Origin of the sequence: Carboxylicivirga sediminis, from assembly GCF_018156225.1 — a bacterium.
GTDB lineage: Bacteria > Bacteroidota > Bacteroidia > Bacteroidales > Marinilabiliaceae > Carboxylicivirga > Carboxylicivirga sediminis.
Genome location: NZ_JAGTAR010000010.1, coordinates 15,393 through 39,489 on the forward strand (window position 1 = coordinate 15,393; position 24,097 = coordinate 39,489).

Consider the following 24,097-nt stretch of genomic DNA (forward strand, 5'->3'; position numbering starts at 1 on the left):
TATTTTTGCACTTTCATAAAATAGAAAGAGCGAAGATGATTAAGCCATATATTTATAAAGTACTACGACTGTTTGCATTCTGGATGGTGCTTTTCACAGTTCTGCGGGCCTTATTTGTTTTATTTAATTTAAGCTATGCGCACGAAGCTACAATTGGCAGTATTCTGCAGGCTTTTGTGGTTGGCCTTAGGCTTGATAGCTCGTTTACAGGTTATTTGGTCGGATTGGCTGTTGTATCCCAGATTCTGGCTTTACTCTTTACAGGCAGGTTCTGGCTGCGAGTGATTGATTATATTTCCTACCTTTTAATAGCTGTTATTTCTATTTTCCTGTTATCTGATATTAATCTGTTTTCATATTGGGGTCGACATATTGATTTGGAGGCCATTGGTTTTCTGAAGACACCAGATATTGTGATGGCTTCACTCAAATGGTACGAAACAGTGCTTTTTCTGTTAGTGTGTATAATTGTTATTGCCGGTTTTATAGTTGTCTACCAGCGTCTGGTGAAGAGTGACAATAAACAAATAAGCAAGAGACCTTTTCAGTTTAAACATTTTGCGGTGAGCCTGCTGTTAGTATTGTTTACAGGATCTTTACTTATTCTGCCCATTAGAGGCAGTTTGGGTGTTGCACCAATTAATACAGGTGTTGCCTATTTCTCAGCACATCGTTTTGCCAACCAAACAGCCATTAATCCGCTTTGGAATCTGGCCTATTCAATGAAGCGTATGGATGCCACCAAGATTGCTTATCATTATATGCCCGATGAGGAGGCTGATGCTATTTTCAAGCAAATGATGGAGGAGTCAGGTCAATACCCCCGATTATTGAAGAATGATCGTCCCAACGTGGTTGTGATTTTACTTGAAAGTTTTGCCGCACATGTGATTGAGTCTCTGGATGGGCAACCAGTCGCACCGCATTTTAACGAGCTGGTTTCGCAAGGTGTGTTATTTACCGATATTTATGCCGCAGCTAATCGCTCCGATAAAGGCTTGGTGGCCGCCATGGCGGGTTATCAGGTATTACCATCCTATTCAATTATTCGCTTCCCCGAGAAGACAAATTCACTGCCCTATTTACCCAATAAATTGAAGCAGGCCGGCTATCAGGAATTGTCATATCTGTATGGTGGTGATATTAAGTTTAAAAACATGAATTCGTTTGTGAAGCAGGCCGGTTTCGAAGAAGTTATTTCTATCGATGAGTTTCCCGATGAGTTTCAGGGGAAGAAATGGGGTGTGCATGATGAGTATGTATTCGATCGGTTATTAGACGAAATGTTATCTTCACAAGAACCTTATTTTAAGTTCTTTTTTACCTTGAGCAGTCACGAGCCATTTATTGTTCCTATGGAGCGAAAATATAAAAACGACTATCATAACTCTATTGCCTATACAGATCAGTGTCTGGGTGAATTTATGAATGAGGTGAAGCAAAGGGGCCTTTGGGATAACACCTTATTTGTGCTGATTGCCGATCATGGTGTTCCTGGTCCAGAGAAGTTAAGCATGGATCAGAAAGATTTTTTCCATATACCAATGCTGTGGACGGGGGGTGCTTTGGCGGTGAAAGATACAACGGTTAACAAAATTGGATCGCAAACAGACATGGCCAAAACACTGTTAAGCCAGCTAAATATTCAGGCTACTGATATGCGATTTAGTAAAAACATATTAGATGAAACCAGTCAATCCTTTGCTTTTTTTGTGATGCCATCCAATGGCATGGGATTGGTTGAAGAAGGAAAGTATCAGGCCTATAGTAATAACCTGAAGAAATTTATTGTAATGGAAGGCAAGCAAACGGCAGAGGATAGTTTGAAGGCTAAGGCTTACCTGCAAGTATTATATAATGATTCGAAAAACAGATGAGATGAGCTTACAGCAATTGACGAGAGAAGATTTTGAGATTATGGCGCCTGTTGGCTCTTATGAGTCATTGAGAGCGGCTATACAGGGAGGTGCCGATTCGGTGTATTTTGGGATAGAGCAGTTGAATATGCGTTCACGTTCATCCAATAATTTTTCGAATGACGATTTGCGTGAGATTGTTAGAATTGCAAAAGAAAATAACATACGAACCTACCTGACGGTTAATGTGGTTATCTTTAATGAAGAGTTGGATACCATGCGTGAGATTATTGATGTGGCAAAAGAGGTGGGGGTAACAGCTGTGATTGCATCCGACCAGGCAGCCATTAATTATGCGCATAACAAAGGTGTTGAGGTACATATTTCAACCCAGGTTAACATCTCCAACGTAGAGACGCTTAAGTTCTACAGCAATTTTGCCGATGTGGTGGTGTTGGCCCGCGAACTCAATATGAATCAGGTTAAGGCTATTCATGAGGCTATTATTGCTGAAGATATAAGAGGCCCTAAAGGTGAATTGATTCAGATTGAGATGTTTGCACATGGTGCCTTGTGCATGGCTACCTCAGGTAAATGTTACATTAGTCTCCATCAGTTAAATGCTTCGGCTAATCGTGGTGGTTGCTTGCAACCATGTCGCCGAGGTTACACAGTGACAGAGAAGGAATCGGGCAACCAGATGGAATTGGAGAACGACTACATCATGTCGCCAAAGGATTTGAAGACGATTCACTTTCTAAACAAGATGATGGATGCAGGTGTGCGCGTTTTCAAAATTGAAGGAAGAGCGCGCTCAGCCGAATATGTGAAAACGGTTTGTGAATGTTACAATGAGGCCATAGAAGCGGTATTAGACGGCTCTTTTGATGACGATAAGATCCAGGATTGGGATGAGCGCCTTTCTGAGGTGTTTAACCGAGGTTTTTGGGATGGTTATTACCTCGGACAGAAACTGGGCGAATGGAGTCATAATTACGGTTCCAGAGCCACTAAAAAGAAGATATACATTGGTAAGGGAATGAACTACTTCCCAAAACTAAAGGTGGCTGAATTTCTGATGGAAACACAATCGCTGAAAGTGGGGGATGAGATACTAATTACAGGTCCAACAACGGGCGTGATTCAGATGACTGTGCCCGAAATACGGGTGGACCTGAAAGAGGTAGATGAAACAGTTAAGGGCGAACGGTTCAGTATAGTGGTTGAACAAAAAGTGAGGCGCTCCGACAAGCTATATAAAATAGTTAATGCGAAAAGCGACGATTTACAGAAATAACAATTAACAACAAAATACGATAGGGATGGAAGCACAGGGTAATTTATTAAAGATGAAAACCAGTTTGGTTAATGGGGAGGTGGACTACCAATTAAAACTTAATGATGAGTTAATAAACATGAACCAATTAATTGGCAAATCAATTACCCTGGATTATCAGCACCAAATTAACTGTATAGCCTGTGGTAAAAAAACGTCAAAGTCGTTTTCGCAGGGTTTCTGTTATAATTGCTTCCAGACTGCGCCGGAAACCGAAGAGTGTGTTCTCAAGCCGGAAATGTGCCGTGCTCACCTGGGGGAAGCACGCGATATGGCATTTGCCCAATCACATTGTTTGATTCCTCACTATGTGTACCTGGCGGTTGCTTCGGGTATTAAAGTAGGTATTACGCGAGAAACCCAGATACCTACTCGCTGGATTGATCAGGGAGCCTGGAAAGCTGTGATTGTTGCCAAAGTACCCAATCGCCATATTGCAGGTGTGGTGGAAGTTTTCTTAAAGGATTACTTTGCTGATAAAACCAACTGGCGAAGTATGTTGAAAAATGAACAGGCTCGTGCAATTGATATTCATGCAGAGAAAGAGAAAGCCATTGGACTTCTGCCAGCTGAATTAAAGCAATATGTGGTAAACGAAGAGCCTGTGTGGGAACTCAGTTATCCGGTACAGACATTCCCACTCAAGCCGCAATCACTTACTTTTGATAAAGAAGCTTCAATCAGTGGAATTCTCAAAGGTATAAAAGGGCAGTACCTGCTGTTGGATCAGGACCGTGTTTTAAACATTCGCAAACACAACGGGTATTTAGTGAAACTAACGGCTGAATAATTATTACTGAACCACCAGTTCGTCAATAAAGGTCCAGGAAGGATTGCCTTTGCCACTGTGCGTGTGAGGAAGTATACCTCCATTATACACTGATACTTTTACATAACGTGCCTTGGCAGTAAAAGGCAAGTGAACGACCATATGCCCGGTTTCCGACTCATTGAACGATGTTGGAAGTACTTTGCTGGATACTACCTGGTAATTAATGCCATCATTTGATGTTCTGATTTCAATCTTTGAAGGATTGACAATCCACTGTGATGGCTGTGAAAGGCAAGAAACATATACTTCCTCCAGATGGACTTTCTTTTTAAAGTCGAATAAGAAATCATTATCGGTGCCATTGAATCCGCACCACGAACCATCATCCAGCTTAATAGGGTTGCCTTGTTTATTGTCAAATAATGACTGGTAGTTAGGTGAGTAGTATTTCTCATCGGCTTCAGGTATCACTTCAATCAATCTGGCATTATTAGGCCTGCGCTTAATGAGTGTTTGCACGGCAACATGCGATGGATACATATCTTTTGCAAACGCACGTGCTTTGAGGGTTTCGCTGCTTTTAAGGGTTATGGGTTTCTGGTATTGGGTACAGGCACTATCCGGTTGTTCATCTTCAAGGGTGTAAAAGATGGTTGCATTCTGACCTTGAGGTTTAATATTGATGATGGTTGAATCAAAAAAACAAAGCTGCTCATATTCGATAATGGGCATTTGTGCATTTTGCATCAACTTTTTTCCTTCACTCTGCACTTCTCTTTTATTCATTCTGAAAGAAAGTCTGGCTGTAATAGGATAATGATCGGATATAAATACTTTGTTGTCAGTTACCTGATGGGTGTTAAATGTCTGTACATTAAAAAAACCATTAATGAAAATGTGGTCAATTACTATCTCCGGGGTTTCAGGGTTAAAACCATTAAAGGTTTGCTGGCTTTCGACTGTTTTTTTAATTGGAAGAGTCCGACTGTCCCACAACTGGTGGTAACCCTCCCAGTTTTCAGTAAGGGTACTGTACATACGCTCATCGGGTTGCGCATTAAAATCACCTGTTAATACCACGGGTGCTTCTCCGGCTATGGTTTTGATCTTATTCACCAGTAATATGGCACTTTCATTACGGGCATAGGCACTTACATGACTGAAATGCGTATTAAACACATAAAAGATATAGCCGTTTTGTCGCTCTTTAAGCTGCACCCAGGTTACAATGCGGGGTAACGCAGCACCCCAACTGCGGCTGCCAGGTATTTCGGGTGTTTCCGACAGCCAGAAGTGTGATGAAGCCAGTAGCTCATATTTATCCTTAAGGTAAAATACAGGTACAAACTCACCACTTTCCTTGCCATCGTTACGTCCCACACCAACATGGCTGTAGCTCTCCAGGTTGCTCTGAAGATCATCCATTTGGTTTTTAAGTGCTTCCTGGAATCCGATAATGTCAGGTTGTTGCTCATTGATAAAACGATAGACCATATCCTTACGGTTAGACCATGAATTGATGCCATCGGCAGGATTGTCGTAGCGTATGTTAAAGCTCATCACCTGTAGTTCCCTGTCTTCTTCTGAACAAAAATACAGGAATCCTCCAACAGTAATGATACACAGTATTATCAGGATTCGTAGGTTCATTGTTAATGTTATTGTTTTGGTGCAGCACCAAGTTTATACTTTATATGTCCCAGTTCTATTAGGTCTTTATGACTGATGAAATAGCGGTTATAAGGACTACCATTTATTTCAATACCTTTTATATAGATATCATTGACTGATTTGCGATCAGCTTCAATAATAATCTTCTCTTTTTTGTAAATCTCCTTATTCAAATGGATAGTTACTTTATCAAATACCGGACTTGATAGCGTGTAGTTCATATCGCCCGGACAAACCGGATATATACCCATCATACTATAAATTAACCAGGCTGAAAGTGTGCCTGTGTCATCGTTGCCAGGTAATCCATCCGGCGAATTCTTGTAGTAGCGGTTGATGCAATCGTGCACTTGTTTCTGGGTGCGCCATTCATCTCCACTAGAATAGTTGAAAAGGTAAGGGTAGCCCATATCTGGCTCGTTGCTCATGTCAAACAGGCTGTCTTTGAAACATTTATTCAGCTGCTGAACAAATTTATTCTTCCCCCCCATTAAGCGCATTAATCCTTTTACATCATGAGGTACAGCAAAGGAATACTGCCACGATGTACCTTCATGGAAACCATGGACCGGTTCAAAATTCTCGCCCTGAACAGGATCAAAGCCTTCCATGAATTTGCCTTCTTCTGTTACCGGGCGCAACAGCTTAAACTCTTTGTCGAAATAGTTGCGGTAACCCAGTGAGCGTTGCATGGCTTTTTTATAGGTGGTTTTATCACCCATTTCGCTTGCCATCAATGCCAGATTATAGTCTGCCACATATAATTCAAGGGCCTGCGAAACCGAATTATCATAGTCTTTCAGAAATGGTATGTAATGATTTTCCAGGTAAAAATCATTATCATGACGCAGGAAGTGGTTATCAACCGTATTGGCATGTTTGAGCATCGCTTCGTAGGCGGTTTCAACCTCAAAGTCGGTAAGGCCACGGCGATAGGTATCTGCAATAACGATTAATGCAGGATCGCCTTCCATCACATGAGCTTCTCTGCCGTAGATTTCCCATTTAGGAAGCCAGCCACTTTCTTTGTACATATCAACCATGGTGCGCACCATGTCCAGTTGCTTCTCCGGGTATAGCAGTGAGATAAGCGGGTGAACTGTGCGATAGGTATCCCACAACGAAAAGACAGTATATCTGTCCTGGTTATCAAGACTTAAAATGGCATCTGATTCCATGGCCGGATATTGCCCGTTTACATCCTGCAGAATATTGGGGTGTAATAGCAAATGATAGAGGGCGGAATAGAATTTAACTTTATCATCGTAAGTACCTCCTTCAACTTCAATAACTTTTAGCTCATCGTTCCAGGTGACGTAGGCTTGCTTCTTAATTTGTTCAAAGGAAAGGTTTGTTTGTTCGGCATCCAGGTTTTCACGTGCGTTTTCAATACTTACATAACTAACGCCAACCTGTACTTCAACCTGTTCGCCCTCTGTAGCATCAAACGAAAAGTAAGTACCTATCTTCTCACCCGATAATTCTTTATTGTACCGCTTATATAACTTATAGGTATCGCTGGTTGAGCTCCAGTTATGTCGGGCACCAGGTAATTTATCCTGAAATTTCCAATAGCCACTTTGCATGTTGTCACGTTTAATGCGTACAACAAAGTATACAGGCATCACCGACTGTGGACTGTAGCAGAAGGTGCCCATCAGCTTGTAACCCTCAATTTCATTATCAGAAACACGCTTAATGTGTGCCCCTGATTCATTGGTGAGGCCATGTCCTAAATCAATCAGAATGTTTGCTTTGCCTTCAGGGAATGTGAATCGGCTGATTCCGGAACGCATCGTGGCTGTTACTTCAGCCAAAATATTATAGCGATTAAGCTTTGTAGAGTAATAGCCAGGTCTGGCTTTTTCGTCCGATATAGTAGTGCCATATTCATTGACATCTACATTCAGTTCGCCGGTGGTGGGCATCACTATAATACTGCCCAAATCGGGGCAACCAACGCCACTTAAATTGACGTGTGTAAAGCCGGTCATCCATTCATTGTTGTATACATATGGATTACTGCACCAGCTGTCCGTATTGGAATATTCATTGCCCTTATGTGGTGTCACATTAAAGGGAACCACCGACACCATCCCATGTGGCATTACCGCACCAGGGTAAGTGGCGCCATAATTGGTGGTGCCAATAAATGGATTAACATAGCTGGCAGGTTCTTGTGCATCCGCCCATAGAGCGCACAACACAAAAAGTGAAAAGAGTGCAAAATTCTTCATAATCATAGCTTTGGATGCAAAATAAAGGTATTATCTAATTTGCTCAAACGCACCTGTTTTTAGATGGATGGTAACAATGCTTTGATTACTAGCCTGATATTGGGGATTAGTAGCTTAACAAGAGAATGTGTTTACCCTCTTATTGTACATTTGTACGCCAAAAATTTATGTTATGCCAACAGTTGGCGTATGCCTACAGGATAAGCAGGGGCATGCTAATAAATCTCATTGTTTTACAATTGATAAACGACGTAATTTAACTCATGATAATTGAAAGTACCTACCTATGAGAAACCTTTACTACTGCCTCCTAATCGTTTTATTAGGTTTGGGAGCCTGCACCCAGACGAGCGATACAGATATAATACCGCACCAGAATAAGATACGTGTTGGTTTATTTGACACCAATGGTGATAGCCCCGGTTGTATTACCGATGCTTACGAAGCACTGCGGATAGATTCGCTGATGCAGCCAGAGATAATAGGGGCAGCCACCATTATGAGTGATGAAATATTGAATTTTGATTTGATTCTGTTTCCCGGAGGTTCAGGTAAAGCCCAAACTATTAAACTTGGTCAGTTAGGCATGCAGCGTGTTAAAGAGCTGGTAACAGAACAGGGTATGGGCGTGTTGGGTATTTGTGCAGGTTCCTATGTGCTGTCACAAACCGATGGTTATCCCTCTCTGGACTTAAGTGGCATGCAGGCTATCGATATTGAACACGATCACCGGGGGCATGGACTGGTAAAGTTTTCGCTTACTGAAGAAGGTAAAAAGATATTTCCTGAGCTAGGTGGGAGGGATGTGTGGTTTTCGCAATATTATGAAGGTCCGGTACTCACTTTGCCCAAAGAACCATTGTTTAAAGCTCAATCTTTATCAACCATGTTGAGTGATGTGCATACTGTTGAAGGCACTCCGGCAAATATGACGAACAATCGTCCTTTTATTACCGCTACCGAAGCAGGAGAAGGACGTGTTGTTACCTTTGTTGGCCATCCGGAAAATACGCCAGGTATGCGTTGGATGATTCCACGCATGGTCCGATGGGCGCTTAAACAACCGTTTATATCGTATACCAAACAAGTGGTGCGCCCCCATATATATGAGCAGGAGATTCTATATACAAAAGAGCGATTGCATCAACAGGACCAGTATTATGAGATGTTATGGGGAACCCCAAAGCAGAAGGTTGAGGCCATTCATCAGTTGGTTATGCTGTCATCCTGGTCGGCTAAGAAAAAGGTGATTGGTTTGTTGCGTGATGAGTCACAAGAGGTACGATTGGCTGCAGCTATGGCCATTGTTGAACTGGAGCGAACCGATGCTATTGAAGATTTAGAAGTGGCAGCACTCACCGAAAAAGATATGAAGTTGAAAAGGCAGCTGGAAATCCAGTTAGCACTTTTGAAAAGTATGGTAGCAAGGTCACTATAGCAAGTAGTGACCTTTTATAAATCAGTAGTATTGCTGTTTTAACCGTACATGGCTTGTTATTACCTGTTCTTCGCAATTAACGCTGCCACCACAGCAGCACGGAGGCCTCCATCAATGTTCACCACGGTGAGGTTGGGTGCACAACTGGCCAGCATACTTGTCAATGCAGCTTCTTTGGCCCTGAAACCGTAGCCTACCGAAGTTGGAACACCTATTACAGGCAATGGCACCAGTGAGGATACGAAGGGTGCCAGTGCACCTTCCATGCCGGCCACCACAATTACAGCTGCCACATCCTGTTCAATGCCCTGCTTGATGGCTTCTAACACGCGTGTTGGGTGCGCAATACCACGGTCTTCAAACACCAGGGGTTCTACACCAACAGCTTTGAGTATTACTTCACATTCATAGGTGACCGGGTGATCGGCCGAACCGGCACTGATAACCAGAACCTTCCCTTTGGTGGCAGGCATTTCACCAATTACTGTTGCATTAACCGACCATAGCACAGGAAAGTCGTTTTTAAAATGCTCATTCAACTCTTTGTAAAATGGACTGCGCGAAACTACTACTCGCGGATGCTCTTCAAGTAGCTTAGTAGCCAGTTCAATGGTTTGCTCAAGTGTCTTATACTCGCCATAAATAATTTCGGGTATGTTGGTGCGCATGCCCCGGTTAACATCCAGAATATAACGGCTGGCTGTTTCCATCCAGTCAAGCGAAAAATGGCGTTGGGCTTCTTCTTTACTTATCTTGCCTTGCTGTATTTGGTCAAAGAGTTCGTCGAAAGTCATTGGCTGTTGTTGATTTGGTAAATTTGTTGAATTGATTCACTGTGTTGAGTAAGTGCTCACTCGTTCTGTCTACCATCGACCATCCTTAGTCTACGGCATTTCATTTTTTTATCCGTTTATCGTATTCATTGGGGCGCGATCGTTTAACATCAATGGTTACAAACAGACATACTTTGCCACCAATTTCAAATAGTTCCTCACGCACTTTTTCATCTGTTATTAATGCATAACTTTCAGGCTTTGTTAGCTCTATACGCATATGGTCGCTATCATCTATGCGACAACGCACATGGAAATCACCCGTTTTATCAATGATATAATTTTCTACTTCATAAATAGCCTTGATACGTTCACTTGTTAAAAGTTCATTGTAATTGATACGGGTAGCCAGGCAGCTTTCATGTTCAGCAAATAATGGATCGGCTCCAAAGGCCAGAGCTATTTCTTTGGTTTCCCAGGAAGAGATCCCCAGTTCAGCAAGTGGCGACTTAACATGGTATTCGTCCAAAGCTTTTTTGCCAGGGCGGTAGTTTCCCAGGTCACTGGCTGTGGTGCCGTCATAGATTGTTCGCCCGTCTTTTGGCACCAAAGATAGAATATGGCTCTTACAATGATAACAACGACGCTCAGGGTTGGCAATAACCGTTTCGCCCGGTGTTACTTCAATAATCTTCAGATCTGCAGCACCCAGATTACGTGCCTGTATGATCATGTCACCGGCTTGGGCCCGGTTAAAGCCATTGTTAACCCATATGGGTTGTATGTTTGCATTGGCTTTCATGGCGGCCCCCAACACTGCACTGCTGTCAAATCCGCCTGAAAAGAGCAGGTAACCTTCGGTATTCTTCTTAAACCAATTAATTAATGCCTCTTGTTTTTCCATACTTATCAATATTGGGTTGCTCATTAATATATATACCAGATGCTATAGCCGCTTAAGATAAAGAAAAAAATGAATAGGAGAAGGCGGGTGTGACAAATGAGAAAAGTGATAAGTTGTAAAAACTAAAAAAGCAGTCCTTGAATAAAGACTGCTTTAGTAACGTTAATATCACCAATATTAACTCAAACCTTATTTTAAATCCTTTTATCGCCCTACCAGGATGTATTTACTTGGGTCGGCCACACTCACCATGTAAAACTCATCAGCTGATTCTCTGACAATATAAAAGCCATCGGTATCCCATAAAAAGGCCATTAGTCCTTTAGCACCATTATTTACTTGCCATACTTCGTAAAACCAGACTGAGAAGGCTAAGTCGAGCGCTGATGTATCAATAAATATTTTGTCTTCAGCAGATTTGGTGAACACACAATTTCTGAAACCTGACCATTTGTTGGTGCCGTCGTGTGCCGGGTTTGAGTAGCAGAGAATCCAGCTTCTTTGAAAATATAGCTGGAAGCCTTTAAATGTAGGTACATCTTTTTTTACATCCTCAACATATGGTACAAGCGTGTTGCTATAGCTATCGATGGAATAGAACCCACCTGACAGAATATCATCGGCAATACCTTCTACAATGTATGGTGGTGCATCATCGTATTTAAGTTCACCAGTAATGCCATCGTCGCTAACTTTAAATGAACTGGTAACCTCGTCGTAGACAAATGACTGAATACTTCTACCATCCACTACTAATGGCGTATGAAGTTTAAATCCATTGGGAGTGAATTCTACACCAATTTTGTTTTGAGTAAGGGTTGACTCTCCTTCGATGTGTGCTGTTGAAACGCGACGGGTACTTGCACTATACTGAAAACTAACTTTTTTATTGATGTCACCTTCGAGTACCAGGTTGCGAAAGAAAGACATACCTGCCTGCGGTTGCAATAACTGACTATTTGTGTAATTGCTTTTCAGTTGCTCAGGAGTATTTGCATCAGCCTTTGTCAAAACTAACTCTTTACCATGTATTTTGCCTTCCAGCACAATTCGATCATCGCTTAGTTCCCGGAAGAAAAATTCGAATTCTCCCTGATAGCCTTCGCCTTTTTTTCCATTGGCTGGGTCGCTTAGAATATGTAGCTGTCCAAAGGTGTCAAATACCAGTGATGGCTCTTGCTGTAACTGAAAACGATAAGTGCTTGTTGATGAACCTTCTGCAAATAAATCGGAATACATGGTTACTTCATTTGTTTCGGGATGAAATTTAATCACATAAGAAAATGCACCATACAGCTCATCATTAGGATAATAAACGGTTTTCCAACCGTTCTGAGCGCTCTCAAGTGCATCAGCATATTGTTTGATTCTTTCAGCTACCCTTTCGTCGGGTGTTTGATCATATATAGAATCTTTACTATCGTCTGTACAAGCCGAAAAAAGCAAAGAAATGCATATGAACAGGTATAATAACTTTTTCATTTTGTTTGATTTAGTCGGTTAGTCAACGGTTTCTTTATTGGCCAGCATGGCATCGTTTATTCGCTTTTGCAAGGAATAGATATCAATGTTCCAGATTTGAGAGAAGTAGTTTACAACATACGATTCCTTGACGCGAAGCGTAGTTTTGGCATCGTCACTTGCTATACCATCAATAATTGCATCAAACTCCTCTTTACTGTTTGTTAGCATGGTGGCAATCATCTCCACAAAGTCTTCGTTTGGATCAGCTTTGGCATAATTAGTAATAAAACCTTCCTCATTGGCTTCAGCATCGGTAAAGTTATACCAGGTAGAAGTATAGCCTTCAGGAGTAAGCTTAGTGTACTCAACCGGGTACATAACCGTTTGATGTAAGATGTGAGCAAACTCATGGTGCATCACATGAAACTGACGTTTAACAAGAGGGATGTTGCTACGATCGAAATAGTTCAATTCATACATGGTTACCTTCTTGCCCGATTCGGCTTGCCCTTGTGTAATGGTACCGTCGTTGTTGTAATTACGGCTACCAACTAAAACCAACAGCTTTGGTATATAGGTTTTAATGAAGGTTTCGCCGCCTTCGATTTTATAAGGATCAATCCACACATCGCGCATTGTGCTTAAAAATGGCAGAACATTATCTGTTGAAGGAGGAACCAGTATTTTATCGTTTTCCAGTTCGGTGTCGTCCCATTTGTACTTCACCTCAATGTTATATGGTTCGGTGTACTCACTTCTAATCCATGTGTCAACATCATTTAGAGATGGTGCAGAAGTGTCTATTATTGATGGCCCAAGATCATCCTCTTCTTTACATGATGAAAGAGCTATAACCAGGACAAATAGTATTGATAAAATCTTTTTCATAGCAATTGATGTTTAACGAGGGTTAGGTGTTAATCCAAATTCGATGGCTAGTTCAGGAATCTGGCATTCTTTACGCAGGTCTTCAGCCAGTAAAACTTCTTTACCGTCTTCACCTACCTCATTATTAATGTTGTGTTCAATCTCCATGCGGAAGCGTCTAACATCGAACCAGCGCATACCTTCGTGTATGTATTCTACTCGTCTGAAATCGGCCAGGCATTTAACAAATGGTAGTTGATCCTCTGAAATTGAATAGAATGGATTTAGTACTGTTTCGTTATCGGCATAAAAGGTTTTTACACGATCAGTGGTTAGTACATGGCTGGCATCATAAGCCTTAATGCGTTTGCTTAAGAAGGCGTTTAAATCGGTAATTGACTCTTCAAACTGATTGTTCATGGCCAATGCTTCCGCTCTGTTCAGCAAAGCTTCTTCGATTGTTAAGATTGGAGACATAACATATCCACGACCAGTAGTGGCATTAATTGAGTTATATTTAAAGTGCTCTTCCAATTTTGGAATATTCAGATATAATTCATTTGAGCCATATATTTTATAAGCCCAATCACCTCCAGAAACGTTATCGGCATACACAATTTCATCTCTTCGTGCACCGGTCAGTGCATATCTGGCAGATGCAAATTGTCTGCCCCACCAGGTTACTTGTCCGGCAAGCAGCAGGTTGGCTGATTCTTCGGAATGTGTATAACGGGCGCGCAGTTCATAATAAGTGTAGGCTGCATATTCATCTACCCAATCGCGCATTTGTTTAGCTGGTTCAACTGATAGGGCATTATTGGCACATTCAATTGCCTTTTGCCATTGACCGGTATATAAATAAAAGCGAGATGCAAAGGTATAGGCTGCTGCTACATTGAAATGATATTTAGGAACTTCGTAAGCCTGATCCTGTATTAATGGTAAACCGGCATCTAGATCTTTCTGAATTAGTTCGTACACCTTCGCAACACTTTGACGTGTATATTCCTTAATCACCACATCTTCTGGTTCTGTCACAAAAGGTATGCCCATGTCCTTGTCTGCTGTTTCCGGATTATAGGTTTTGGCAAATAGGTTAACCAACATAAAATGCGAGTAAGCTCTGGTCAGTAATGCTTCGCCTTTGTAAGGCATGGCATCGCCAGGGGAGCCAAGTTCTTCAATGGCTTTTAAGGCCTGGTTGCTTGAAGCGATGGCTTCGTAACTGGCATTCCAGTAGAACTCTGGAGTATCCTGTCCGGTGCTGCTAAACGTTTCAGACCAATAATAGGCTTCTTCATTTATTTGAATGTGTTGCGCACCATTGCCTTTATCACCTGAGTTATCTGACATGGTTTCACAAAACATCATGTATGAAGCATCAGGATAGGCTGAGGTTAGCAACTCAGATACGGCCTCAACACTGTTCAATTCAGTTCTGTTATCTGGTATTTTATCCAGATAATCGTTACACCCGGTAAGCATACTTAAGGCGAGTGCAACACCTGCTATATATACGTTTTTGTAATTCATCTTTAACATGTTATTAAATTCCTAATTTAACAGTGAATGTAAACTGGCGTGGTACTGGTAATGCAACACCTCCTGAACCAAAAAATTCAGGGTCTTGTCCGTTAAGCTTACTGTCGGAATAAAGCAAAAATAAGTTGGTGGCCTGCAGCTTTAATTGTGCTGACTTAAATCCGATTGATTGCAATGTTTTCTTTGGCAAGTTATAAGCCAGCGAAACTTCTTTTAAGCGGATAAAATCGCCCTTTGCAACACGTTGGTCAGAGTAGTTGTAACTATTATAGGCCCTGTTTAGGTTGGTTTCTTCACTTAATACACGATCGTGTACCAAGGCAGGTACGGTTGTAATGTTTTCGTCGCCTGGCACAACCCAGCGATCTTTCATATCGTTGGTCATGGCATTCCAGTCAGAATAGCCAGCCTTAAATGAAGGATACAAGCGAATAACATTACCAAACTGGTAGGTCATAAATACATTCAGGCGAAGGTTTTTATAGTTAAAAACATTACCAAAACCTCCGGTTATTTTGGGATCAATCTGGCCTTCGTATTTTAAGAAGTCAACATCCTGACCCTGGAAATAAATATCCTGAACAACCACATCTCCGTTTTCATCGTAAAATTGTGGCAAGCCACTTTCGTTAAGCCCTGCAAATGGGATGGAGAACAACGAACGGACCGGATAACCTTCCAAAGCACCACCTTCAGCTCTAATTAAATCATAAACACTTGGCTTTGATTGCAGGTTGGTAATTTCATTTTCGTTATAAGCAAAGGTCAGGTTGGTATCCCATGAGAAATTGCTCAGTTTCACGTTTTTTGTTCCCAAAGAGAATTCAAGACCTTTACTTTCCATGTCGGCGTAGTTGGCTAGTTTCCATGCCTCACCGCCAATGCCCGATGTTTTAATCCAAGCAATCAGGTCAAAACTGTTTCGTTTATAGAAGTCGGTTTCTAATGAGATCCTGTTATTCAAAAAACCAACGTCAATACCAATATTGGCTTCATAAAGCTTCTCCCAGGTTAATTCACTATTCTCTAAGTCAGAGATATACATGTACGGTTCAATTTCTGATTGGTAGGGGCGGAAGGTAACACCATTCTTTAGAATCAGGGATGAGTTTCGTGCAGGTCCCATACTTCCGACCAGACCATATGTTCCACGAATAGCCAGAAAGGAGATAAGGTTATTGTCTTGTAAAAAAGCTTCCTCTTTCAAGTTCCACTTACCACTAATATTCCAGGTAGGAAGCCATCTTGAACTTCGTGATTTACCCAGCTGGTTAGATCCATCCATACGCGCAGTAACACCAAGGGTGTATTTCCCTTTATATGAGTATGCAAGGTTAGTGAAGAAGGCAACAAATCGATCATACGATTCACTCATTCCGTAGTAAGGGAAACCACCTTGGATGTTCTGCTTCAGGATTCGGTAGTCGGTAAAAGGTATACCTCCACGATTCCATTGATAGCCATAACCATTGCTAAAGCTTTCTTTACGGTCGGCATAGCGTGTTTCCTGTCCTGATAGCCAGTTAAACGAATGGATGTCGTTGAAGGTGTTGTTATAATTAATTGTATTTCGGATGTAGTAATTGACCAATTTGTTATCAACCCGGTTGTAGAATCCTCCTTTGGGTAATACAACTTGCTTTAGCGCGTTCGGATCTTCTGGATCTTTATATAAAAATTTGTTGGCTTCGCGGATGGTGTATTCTCCGGCTGCTCTGTAAGCCTCTGCAACATTGGCATTTTCGTTAATTTTGTGCTCCTGTGTGCTCATTGCATAACGAACAGACCCAATAAACTTATATTCCAGATGCTTATTAAGTTTATAACCAAGTTCACCCTGTATATCTAAGTCTAACACTGTAAAGTTGATACTGTTACTGGCTATTTCATTATGGATGTTAAACGGAGCCCAGTTTCGACGATAATACTCCAGGTTACCATTTTCGTCTCTTGCTCGCATTGTGCGGCTGGTGTTCAAAGCATAGCTGAAAGGATTGATGTCGAAGTCGCGATTAACGCCTCCATTCACAACATCTTCAACACGGTCGAAGGTGCCTGGTGCACTTTGCTCTCTGATAGAACCGGATGTTGAAATGCCAACTGTTAATTTATCTGTAATATCAAAATCACCTCTTAAGCGGGTGGTGTAGCGTTTTACATCATCAGCAACCGTCCACCCCGGATCGTTATAAAAACTGGTTGATACATAATAGCGTGACGTTTCATTACCCGATGAAATACTTAATGAGTAGTTTTGAGCTACAGATGTTTTAAAAAGCTCATCAAACCAATCAGTGTTGGCCATCTCATATTGTTGCAGATACTTGGCACGTGCTTCTGTAGTATTAGCCAGATTGTATTTGCCGGTTGCTGGATTATAAGTATTTATCTGTTCATACATTTTGTAGTAAACACCACCATGCTGACCTCGAATGATATCGGCATGATTGAATGAGCCTTTGCTTTCTAACTCACGAAAGACCGACATCTGATCCTGAGAGTTCATAATGTCATAGTCCACATAGTTTGGTTTTAAACGTGTTGTAAACTCTGTAGTAATATTGATACGAGGTTTACCTTGTGTACCTTGCTTGGTGGTGATAACAATAACCCCGTTCATGGCTCGGGCTCCATAAAGCGCTGTTGCCGAGGCATCCTTTAATATTTGAAAGCTCTCAATATCATCTGAGTTAATCCCTGCAACGGATGAGCTGATAAGTGTTTCGGCATCTCCCGACGATAATTCGTCAGGTGAGATATCCACCACATCTTCCAATACCACTCCGTTTACCACCCAAAGTGGTTTTTGGTCGCCAAAGATAGAGGCCGCACCACGAACGCGAATTTTAGGGGCTGCACCAAATGAGCCACTTACATTTTGTACAGAAACACCGGCGGCTTTACCTTCTATCATCCGTCCTACATCCACCATACCATCAATTTTGGCTTCCTCGGCACTGATGCGTGTTGCTGCTCCGGTAAAAAGCTTGCGATCCACTTTCTGATATCCTGTAACAACTACTTCATCAATATCAGAAGCTTCGGTTTTTAATTGAACTCTAATTTCTGTTTGTTTTTGAATATTGATTTCCTGTGTTATCATTCCGATGAAGGAAACCACGATGGTAGTGCTGCCTTCCGGAACAACCAGATCAAATTCGCCTTCAAAACCAGTAGCAGTGCCTATTTGAGTCCCCTTAAAAATAACGGATACACCCGGAAGAGGCAGCCCATCTTCATCAACTACGGTTCCTTTTATATGCTGTTGCTGTTGCGCATTTGTATTGAAACGGTTGCTGGGTTTAACAATGATATAATCATCTCTGAATTCGATGGCGAGTGATTTATTTTCAAGTACATAGTTGAGCAAATCATCCACTTCGAAGCTCGTTTTTGTTAGCTCAACCTGCTCATTTTTATTTAGGCGGTCGTTGCTATAAATAACGGTCAAGCCAGTTTGGTTCTTAACCTCGTTGAATAACTCTTCAAGCGTTAATTTATTTTTGAGGATTGTAACCTTGTGTTGGAGGTTGGCATGTGCAGATAGGCTGGAAAAGAGTAGGATAGCTATTAGCAAAGCCATTCGAAATGGGACGAACCTTTTCCAATGCTCATTCATAAGTTGAATGAACCTGCATAAAAACAGTTTCTTCATAGTTTAAGATTAAAAAGTGTAGATTATTAGAATTCAGAAACTTTAATCTCTGAATTATGTTTTTCAAATTTTACATTAGTGGTTTTAGCAATTATTTTTAAAAAGTATTCCAATTCATATTCACGTTTGGTCATGCCTGAAAAGCGCAGTTGGCCGAGATTCTCATTGTCAAATTGAAATTCAACATCATACCATTTGCTTAATCGATAGCTGATTTCTTTCAAGCTCATATCGCTAAACTCAAAGAGGCCATCTTTCCATGATGTGTATAGACTGACATTTACCTGTGCCTTTTTTATTTCGCCCGATGTAATAGTTTGCTGTAATTGCTCTCCGGGTAACAAATGATGTTCTTCGTCATCGATGGTTACACTCACTTTTCCTTCGGCCAAAGTAATGCGGCTTACGGGTTCATCAGGGTAGGTGCATACATTAAACTGGGTACCGGTAACACATACTGTCTCATTTGGCGTTTCAACGAAGAACGGATGCGATTCGTCTGATTTTACACTGAAATAGGCTTCACCTTCCAGTTTAACAATCCGCTGCTGGTCTTCAAAAAAGTCAGGAAATGTAAGTGTCGATCCTGCATTGATCCATACTTCTGTTCCGTCCTGTAGCTTTAAATAAAAATCCTTGCCACGGGGAACAATCAACTTGCTCCAGCTTTGCTTTAACAACGTTTTGTTACCTTGCTGTAGTGATGAACGATTGAGTTCCAGTTTTTGCTCTTGTCCGTAAAGGGCAATTCCATTGTCTTGTACTTCAATGGAGTTGTTAGTTAGCTCATAAACATCATTTTCCGTTTTGAGTACAACTGTTGTCGCATTGGGCGACTTCCCATGTGTTGCTGAGTCGGCCGTATAATCAATCGACGATGGCTGACCAATTGTTGTCAACATCCAGCCGGCATATAAAATACCTGCAATAATTGCTGCTGCAATAGTGCCTGTCAGCCAGCTTTTGAGCCGGCTATGAGAATTTTCAGGGCCAGTTTTTTGTTGTATTTGTTCAAAGATAAGGTTGGTTTCAGAAGGATCTGAAGCAGCACGGTTCCAGGCCTGCTGCAGGTAATCGTCAACATCTTTGTCATTAAAAGACTTCATGAAATGTTCAGCCTCTTCAAGCTGTTGTTTGCTAAGTCTTTTATTGCCAATGATGCGATTAATTTGCTCTGATATGTAGCTATGTTTATCCATTCTGTTAGAGTAATACGTTTGTAAAGGAATGTTCCGTGAAGGGGAATGTGAAAAAAATGCAAGAAATTTTGTAACGCACAGTTAATCAGAAACTAAAAATTAGCTAAACAGGATGAGTAACTTTGTTATCTCCGGATATTTATCCTTTAAAAAGCGCAGTGCTTTACGAATTTGTGTATCAACTGTGTTTTCTGATATGCCCAGTTCAAGGGCAATGGTGCGGTAGGTTTTTCCCTCCAGTCTGCTAAGCAGAAAGATTTTTTGCCTCTGAGGAGGAAGTTCTGCTATAAGCTTTTGCAGGATGCTTTTGGCATCGTTATAATACACAAAATTCATCAAGGAATCGTCAGAGGATAATTCATCCGATAATACTTCAATGTATTTTTTATGTGATAGTTTCTTTCTGAGGAAATCGTAAACCGTATTGCGGGCGATGGCATAAATAAATGAATTAACAGATTTCTTTGGATCAATACTCATTCTGTTCATCCAGATTTTCACAAATACTTCCTGTGTTAACTCTTCAGCATCATTTTCATTACTAATTAATCTTTTTATGAATGAAAACACTCTGTTCTTGTATAGATTAAAAAGTTCGTTAAATGCGTTGCCATTACCGTCCTGTATCTGTTTAATGCGCAGACTATCAATATTTATGATTTGAGAATCTGATTCGCTGTTGGATGCTTCTGCGTTGAGCGAATTTCTTTTACAGGCAGCTTCATGCATCGGTTATTAGGTTTTAAAGATGGTTGTGAGAGGGTGTTTCTTCTGTATTTTGAAATTGTAAAAATTGTTAAATATTAACAAATAAACAAATGAGAGTAGTAATTCATTCAATTTACTCACGTATGCTTATCCTTGTGAACAAAGAAATTATAACAACAAAAACGGCCCTCGTGAAAGGGCCGTTTATTAAAAGAATGATTGTATTTTTATTTTATCGCATCAATTTTCTCATAGAGCTCTCCTTCGTCCTTTCGAGAAAAACGATTTCGGATTCGAACCGCCAGATTGTACATTACTGGTGCCATAATGAGGGTCAAAACCGTTGAGGTGCTTAGCCCGAAAATAACCGTCCAGGCCATTGGCGCCCAGAAGTCGGCATTATCGCCTCCGAAGTAAATTTTTGGATCCAGCTCTGAGAATAAGCTGAAAAAGTCAAAGTTCAGACCAACAGCCATAGGTATCAGGCCAAGTATAGTTGTAATTGCCGTTAATAACACCGGACGAAGACGGGTTTTACCAGCGCGCACAATGCTGTCTATCTCATCCTGACGCGATAGTCGCCCATGCTCACCTAGGCCTTTCTGATCTTTCATCTGGCCGCGTACCAGGTCAATGTAATCGATTAATACGATACCATTATTCACCACAATACCCGCCAGAGAAACTATGCCAACGCCTGTCATCAAGATGATGAAATCCATCTGGAAGGTACCTAATCCCATAAACACACCAATGGTACTTAGGCCAACGGTTCCGATAATGATGAGTGGCTTAGCACCTGAGTTAAACTGCGTGATCAATATCATCGCAATTAGTGCAAGGGCAAAGAGTAGGGCACCCACCAGGAAGTCAGATGTTTCTTGTTGGCTTTCCTGTTCACCGGTCATTTTCCAGGTGTAGTTGGCCGGCATCTGGTAGTCCGACAATACTTGCTTGATGCGTGCGTTGATGGTGTTAGCGTTGTAGCCTTCCACCACGTTTGAACTTAGAGTGATTACACGTGTGTTGTCGATTCGGATAATCTTCTCGTAAGTAGAGGCATACTCGTAAGTTGCTACAGCCGAGATTGGTATCAGACTTATAACGCCGTTTTTATCTACCTTCATCTTTTGATTCATCAAGGTTGACACATCGTAGCGGTATTTATCCTGCAAGCGCAACATAATGTCAAACTCATCCTCACCATCTTTATACTTGCTGATTTCTTTACCATACAATGAGGTGCGAAGAGCCATGGCCACGGCCTGAGTTGATAGTCCCATACGACGCACTTTATCTCTGTCGATAAAAAGCTGCATTTCTGGCTTGTTGGTGTTAAGGTCCATTTCCAGATTTTCGATACCTGAGATGTGGTCTTCCTTAATAACACGTTTGATATCTTCTGTAACGGCAATCAGCTTATCGTAATCATCACCGGCTACCTCAATATTAATTGGCTTACCAACGGGCGGTCCGTTTTCCTCTTTCTCAATGAATATTTTCGCGCCCACAAAGCCATCAAAGGCATTCGACAGCTTCGACATGATGTCGCGTGTACTGTGCCCCTGTCGGTATTGGTAATCGAGGAAAGTAATGGTTGTTAACGATTTATTGGGGGAACGCCCCGATTCGAATAAGCCACCTTTACCTGTTCCAACACTTACGCCCACCGACTTGACAATGTCCATGTAGGGTTCCAGTGTGCTGTACAAAATCTCTTCTGCATTTTTGGTTACTTCATCGGTTACTTCAATGTCTGTACCCAGTGGCAGTTCCATGGTAACATAAATAGTTCGGGGTTCATTTTCGGGGAAGAAATAAACATTGGGTTGCATAACGCCGAAAAAGAACAATGAAAACAAGAAAAGCCCTAATGAACCGGCTAATAGCCATTTACTGGTGCTTCGGCCGAGCGCTTTGCGCAATGTTGACTCGTACATGTTCTCCAACATGGGCAAAAATGTATACTGAAACCATATGGCCGAAGGTTTAAGTGCATACTTATTAAGTGTTGTTACCAGCAATGGCAGGATAAATAAATTGCCCCAAAGAATGCTGCCTCCCAGGTAAAATACAACTCCCAACGCAGCCAGAGCTCCTGTTACTATAAAGTACTTCTTAAAACTCTTTTGCGCCCTGATATCTTCCAGTTTCATAAATCGGGAAGCAAATACAGGGTTAAGCACCAAGGCTACAAATAATGATGATGCCAATACAATGATCAGTGTGATGGGCAGGTAGCTCATGAATTTACCCACTATACCAGGCCAGAATACCAAGGGGAAGAAAGCCGCGAGGGTAGTTGCTGTAGATGAGATAATGGGAATGGCAATCTCACTGGTTCCGTTCTTTACTGCCTTCTCCGGTTTCACGCCGTGCTCCATCATCCGGTAGACATTTTCAATTACCACAATGGCATTATCTACCAGCATACCCAGTGCCAGTACCAGGCTAAACAGTACCATGGTGTTAATGGTATAGCCTATTTGCTTCAGTACCATCATGGAAATAATCATTGACATAGGAATGGCCAGCCCTGAGAAGATGGCATTGCGTAAACCCAGGAACATATACAGCACAATCATTACGAAAATCATACCCAGTAAGATGCTGTTCTCCAGGTTGGTGATTTGGTCACGCACAAATACAGATTGATCATCGGTAACGGTAACTGTCAGGTCTGCTGGTAATGTCTCACTTTCCTGCTTTTGCTTGATGATGCCTAGAATTTTATCGGTTGCGTCGAGCAGGTTCTGGCCACTCTTTTTAACGATGGAGAGGGTAACTACTGATTTATGATCCAGTCGTGAGATGGTGCTTTGCTCTTCAAAGCCATCAATCACCTCTGCTACATCTTTAATGTAAACAGCACGCCCGTCAATTTCCTTTACAATGGTGTTGCGAATCTCATCCATGTTTTTGTAGTCGGCCTGCACACGTATGGAGCGGCGCGTACCATCTACTTTCACCTCTCCGGCACCTACAGTGAAGTTCTCGGTGATAATGGCAAATTCAATGTCGTCAAATGTCAGATCGTAGGCGGCCATACGATGAGGATCGGCATGAATTTTAATTTCACGCTCATCAACTCCGCGGATATCAGCTTCCCTCACTTCGCGCAGTGTTTCAAATTCGTCCTGCAGACCTTCGGCAAACTTCTTTAGCTCATAGATACTGTAGTCGCCCGACAGGTTAATATTCAGCACCGGAAACTCCGAAAAATCAATGTCATCCACAATCGGGTCATCCATCAAATCATCAGGTAGTTCGCTTATGGCTTTGTCAACTTTGTCTTTGACATCCAGTTTAGCCTGTTCAACCGATACATCTGCTTCAAACTCCACAATGATCAGGCTCATGTCCTGAAATGAGTTGGATGACATCTTCTTAACACCATTCAGGTCCTTCAGTTCTTTCTCTAAAGGACGAGTAATGAGGTTTTCGATGTCCAAGGGGCTGTTGCCTGGGTGGGGCGTACTCACCGATATGTAAGGAATCACAATCTCGGGGAACTGCTCCCGTTGCATCGATTGGTAGCCCATCCATCCGGCCACAATCAAAAACAGGGTGAGGATGTAGATGGTATTTTTATTGTCAAGTGCCATGAAAGTTGGTTTAAACTTTCGGGTCGACACTTTTTCTTTATACTTCGTATTTTCTGTTTGCATTTGTCAT

General features: G+C 41.7%; 15 protein-coding genes. 4 read left to right on the forward strand and 11 right to left on the reverse strand.

The genetic code is table 11. The features are described 5' to 3' along the window. The first annotated feature begins 35 nt into the window (after positions 1 to 35). From KDU71_RS08175 to KDU71_RS08185, 3 genes are read left to right on the forward strand one after another with little or no spacing between them, the layout of a single operon-like run. Complete coding sequence (locus tag KDU71_RS08175) at positions 36 to 1,877, forward strand: LTA synthase family protein (protein WP_212189481.1); 1,842 nt, start codon at positions 36 to 38, stop codon at positions 1,875 to 1,877. Further along, positions 1,858 to 3,153: a peptidase U32 family protein gene (locus KDU71_RS08180; protein ID WP_244828282.1), complete on the forward strand. Its 1,296-nt coding sequence runs from the start codon at positions 1,858 to 1,860 to the stop codon at positions 3,151 to 3,153. The genes KDU71_RS08175 and KDU71_RS08180 overlap by 20 nt, the downstream gene beginning before the upstream one ends. Positions 3,154 to 3,205: 52 nt before the next feature. Further along, a complete protein-coding gene (locus tag KDU71_RS08185; RefSeq protein ID WP_244828284.1) occupies positions 3,206 to 3,982 on the forward strand; it encodes a DUF2797 domain-containing protein in 777 nt (258 codons plus the stop codon). Between the two features lie 3 nt (positions 3,983 to 3,985). Here KDU71_RS08185 and KDU71_RS08190 read toward each other — a convergent pair whose 3' ends face one another. Together KDU71_RS08190 and KDU71_RS08195 are read right to left on the reverse strand one after the other, a co-directional pair. Continuing rightward, positions 3,986 to 5,614, reverse strand: a complete 1,629-nt coding sequence (locus tag KDU71_RS08190; RefSeq protein WP_212189486.1) for an endonuclease/exonuclease/phosphatase family protein — start codon at positions 5,612 to 5,614, stop codon at positions 3,986 to 3,988. A gap of 8 nt (positions 5,615 to 5,622) precedes the next feature. Next, positions 5,623 to 7,872: a GH92 family glycosyl hydrolase gene (locus KDU71_RS08195; protein ID WP_244828286.1), complete on the reverse strand. Its 2,250-nt coding sequence runs from the start codon at positions 7,870 to 7,872 to the stop codon at positions 5,623 to 5,625. A gap of 286 nt (positions 7,873 to 8,158) precedes the next feature. Here KDU71_RS08195 and KDU71_RS08200 point away from each other — a divergent pair, with 286 nt between their 5' ends. After that, positions 8,159 to 9,310: a hypothetical protein gene (locus KDU71_RS08200; protein ID WP_212189490.1), complete on the forward strand. Its 1,152-nt coding sequence runs from the start codon at positions 8,159 to 8,161 to the stop codon at positions 9,308 to 9,310. Between the two features lie 59 nt (positions 9,311 to 9,369). Here the strand turns inward: KDU71_RS08200 and larB are convergent, their stop codons facing one another. The 9 genes from larB to KDU71_RS08245 all read right to left on the reverse strand — a co-directional run bounded on the left by larB (position 9,370) and on the right by KDU71_RS08245 (position 24,090). Further along, on the reverse strand, positions 9,370 to 10,104 hold the full coding sequence (gene larB, locus KDU71_RS08205) for a nickel pincer cofactor biosynthesis protein LarB (RefSeq protein ID WP_212189492.1): 735 nt from the start codon (positions 10,102 to 10,104) through the stop codon (positions 9,370 to 9,372). A 100-nt stretch (positions 10,105 to 10,204) separates the two neighbouring features. Further along, entirely contained in the window at positions 10,205 to 10,987 is a 783-nt protein-coding gene (locus KDU71_RS08210) for an adenine nucleotide alpha-hydrolase family protein (protein WP_212189494.1), read from the reverse strand. 204 nt (positions 10,988 to 11,191) lie between these two features. Further along, entirely contained in the window at positions 11,192 to 12,469 is a 1,278-nt protein-coding gene (locus tag KDU71_RS08215; protein ID WP_212189496.1) for a DUF4302 domain-containing protein, read from the reverse strand. An 18-nt stretch (positions 12,470 to 12,487) separates the two neighbouring features. Continuing rightward, positions 12,488 to 13,339: a zinc-binding metallopeptidase gene (locus KDU71_RS08220; RefSeq protein WP_212189498.1), complete on the reverse strand. Its 852-nt coding sequence runs from the start codon at positions 13,337 to 13,339 to the stop codon at positions 12,488 to 12,490. A 12-nt stretch (positions 13,340 to 13,351) separates the two neighbouring features. Further along, positions 13,352 to 14,851: a RagB/SusD family nutrient uptake outer membrane protein gene (locus KDU71_RS08225; protein ID WP_212189500.1), complete on the reverse strand. Its 1,500-nt coding sequence runs from the start codon at positions 14,849 to 14,851 to the stop codon at positions 13,352 to 13,354. A gap of 13 nt (positions 14,852 to 14,864) precedes the next feature. Then, positions 14,865 to 18,515 (reverse strand): SusC/RagA family TonB-linked outer membrane protein, encoded by a 3,651-nt coding sequence (locus KDU71_RS08230; RefSeq protein WP_212189502.1) that lies wholly within the window; start codon positions 18,513 to 18,515, stop codon positions 14,865 to 14,867. Positions 18,516 to 18,541: 26 nt separating this feature from the next. Next, positions 18,542 to 19,714, reverse strand: coding sequence for a FecR family protein (locus tag KDU71_RS08235; RefSeq protein ID WP_212189504.1), 1,173 nt, complete (start codon positions 19,712 to 19,714; stop codon positions 18,542 to 18,544). 99 nt (positions 19,715 to 19,813) lie between these two features. Beyond that, the gene (locus KDU71_RS08240; protein ID WP_212189506.1) at positions 19,814 to 20,443 is read right to left on the reverse strand and encodes an RNA polymerase sigma-70 factor; all 630 of its coding nucleotides are present in this window, start codon (positions 20,441 to 20,443) and stop codon (positions 19,814 to 19,816) included. 206 nt (positions 20,444 to 20,649) lie between these two features. Further along, entirely contained in the window at positions 20,650 to 24,090 is a 3,441-nt protein-coding gene (locus KDU71_RS08245; protein ID WP_212189508.1) for an efflux RND transporter permease subunit, read from the reverse strand. Between the last annotated feature and the right edge of the window lie 7 nt (positions 24,091 to 24,097).

What these genes read in the sequence shown, in the direction of transcription:
- KDU71_RS08195 (WP_244828286.1), bottom strand. Translation starts at nt 7,872, where the DNA reads ATGAAGAATTTTGCACTCTTTTCACTTTTTGTGTTGTGCGCTCTATGG.
- KDU71_RS08215 (WP_212189496.1), bottom strand. Translation starts at nt 12,469, where the DNA reads ATGAAAAAGTTATTATACCTGTTCATATGCATTTCTTTGCTTTTTTCG.
- larB (WP_212189492.1), bottom strand. Translation starts at nt 10,104, where the DNA reads ATGACTTTCGACGAACTCTTTGACCAAATACAGCAAGGCAAGATAAGT.
- KDU71_RS08245 (WP_212189508.1), bottom strand. Translation starts at nt 24,090, where the DNA reads ATGCAAACAGAAAATACGAAGTATAAAGAAAAAGTGTCGACCCGAAAG.
- KDU71_RS08200 (WP_212189490.1), top strand. Translation starts at nt 8,159, where the DNA reads ATGAGAAACCTTTACTACTGCCTCCTAATCGTTTTATTAGGTTTGGGA.
- KDU71_RS08185 (WP_244828284.1), top strand. Translation starts at nt 3,206, where the DNA reads ATGAAAACCAGTTTGGTTAATGGGGAGGTGGACTACCAATTAAAACTT.
- KDU71_RS08235 (WP_212189504.1), bottom strand. Translation starts at nt 19,714, where the DNA reads ATGGATAAACATAGCTACATATCAGAGCAAATTAATCGCATCATTGGC.
- KDU71_RS08220 (WP_212189498.1), bottom strand. Translation starts at nt 13,339, where the DNA reads ATGAAAAAGATTTTATCAATACTATTTGTCCTGGTTATAGCTCTTTCA.
- KDU71_RS08175 (WP_212189481.1), top strand. Translation starts at nt 36, where the DNA reads ATGATTAAGCCATATATTTATAAAGTACTACGACTGTTTGCATTCTGG.
- KDU71_RS08190 (WP_212189486.1), bottom strand. Translation starts at nt 5,614, where the DNA reads ATGAACCTACGAATCCTGATAATACTGTGTATCATTACTGTTGGAGGA.
- KDU71_RS08180 (WP_244828282.1), top strand. Translation starts at nt 1,858, where the DNA reads ATGATTCGAAAAACAGATGAGATGAGCTTACAGCAATTGACGAGAGAA.
- KDU71_RS08210 (WP_212189494.1), bottom strand. Translation starts at nt 10,987, where the DNA reads ATGGAAAAACAAGAGGCATTAATTAATTGGTTTAAGAAGAATACCGAA.
- KDU71_RS08240 (WP_212189506.1), bottom strand. Translation starts at nt 20,443, where the DNA reads ATGCATGAAGCTGCCTGTAAAAGAAATTCGCTCAACGCAGAAGCATCC.
- KDU71_RS08225 (WP_212189500.1), bottom strand. Translation starts at nt 14,851, where the DNA reads ATGAATTACAAAAACGTATATATAGCAGGTGTTGCACTCGCCTTAAGT.
- KDU71_RS08230 (WP_212189502.1), bottom strand. Translation starts at nt 18,515, where the DNA reads ATGAAGAAACTGTTTTTATGCAGGTTCATTCAACTTATGAATGAGCAT.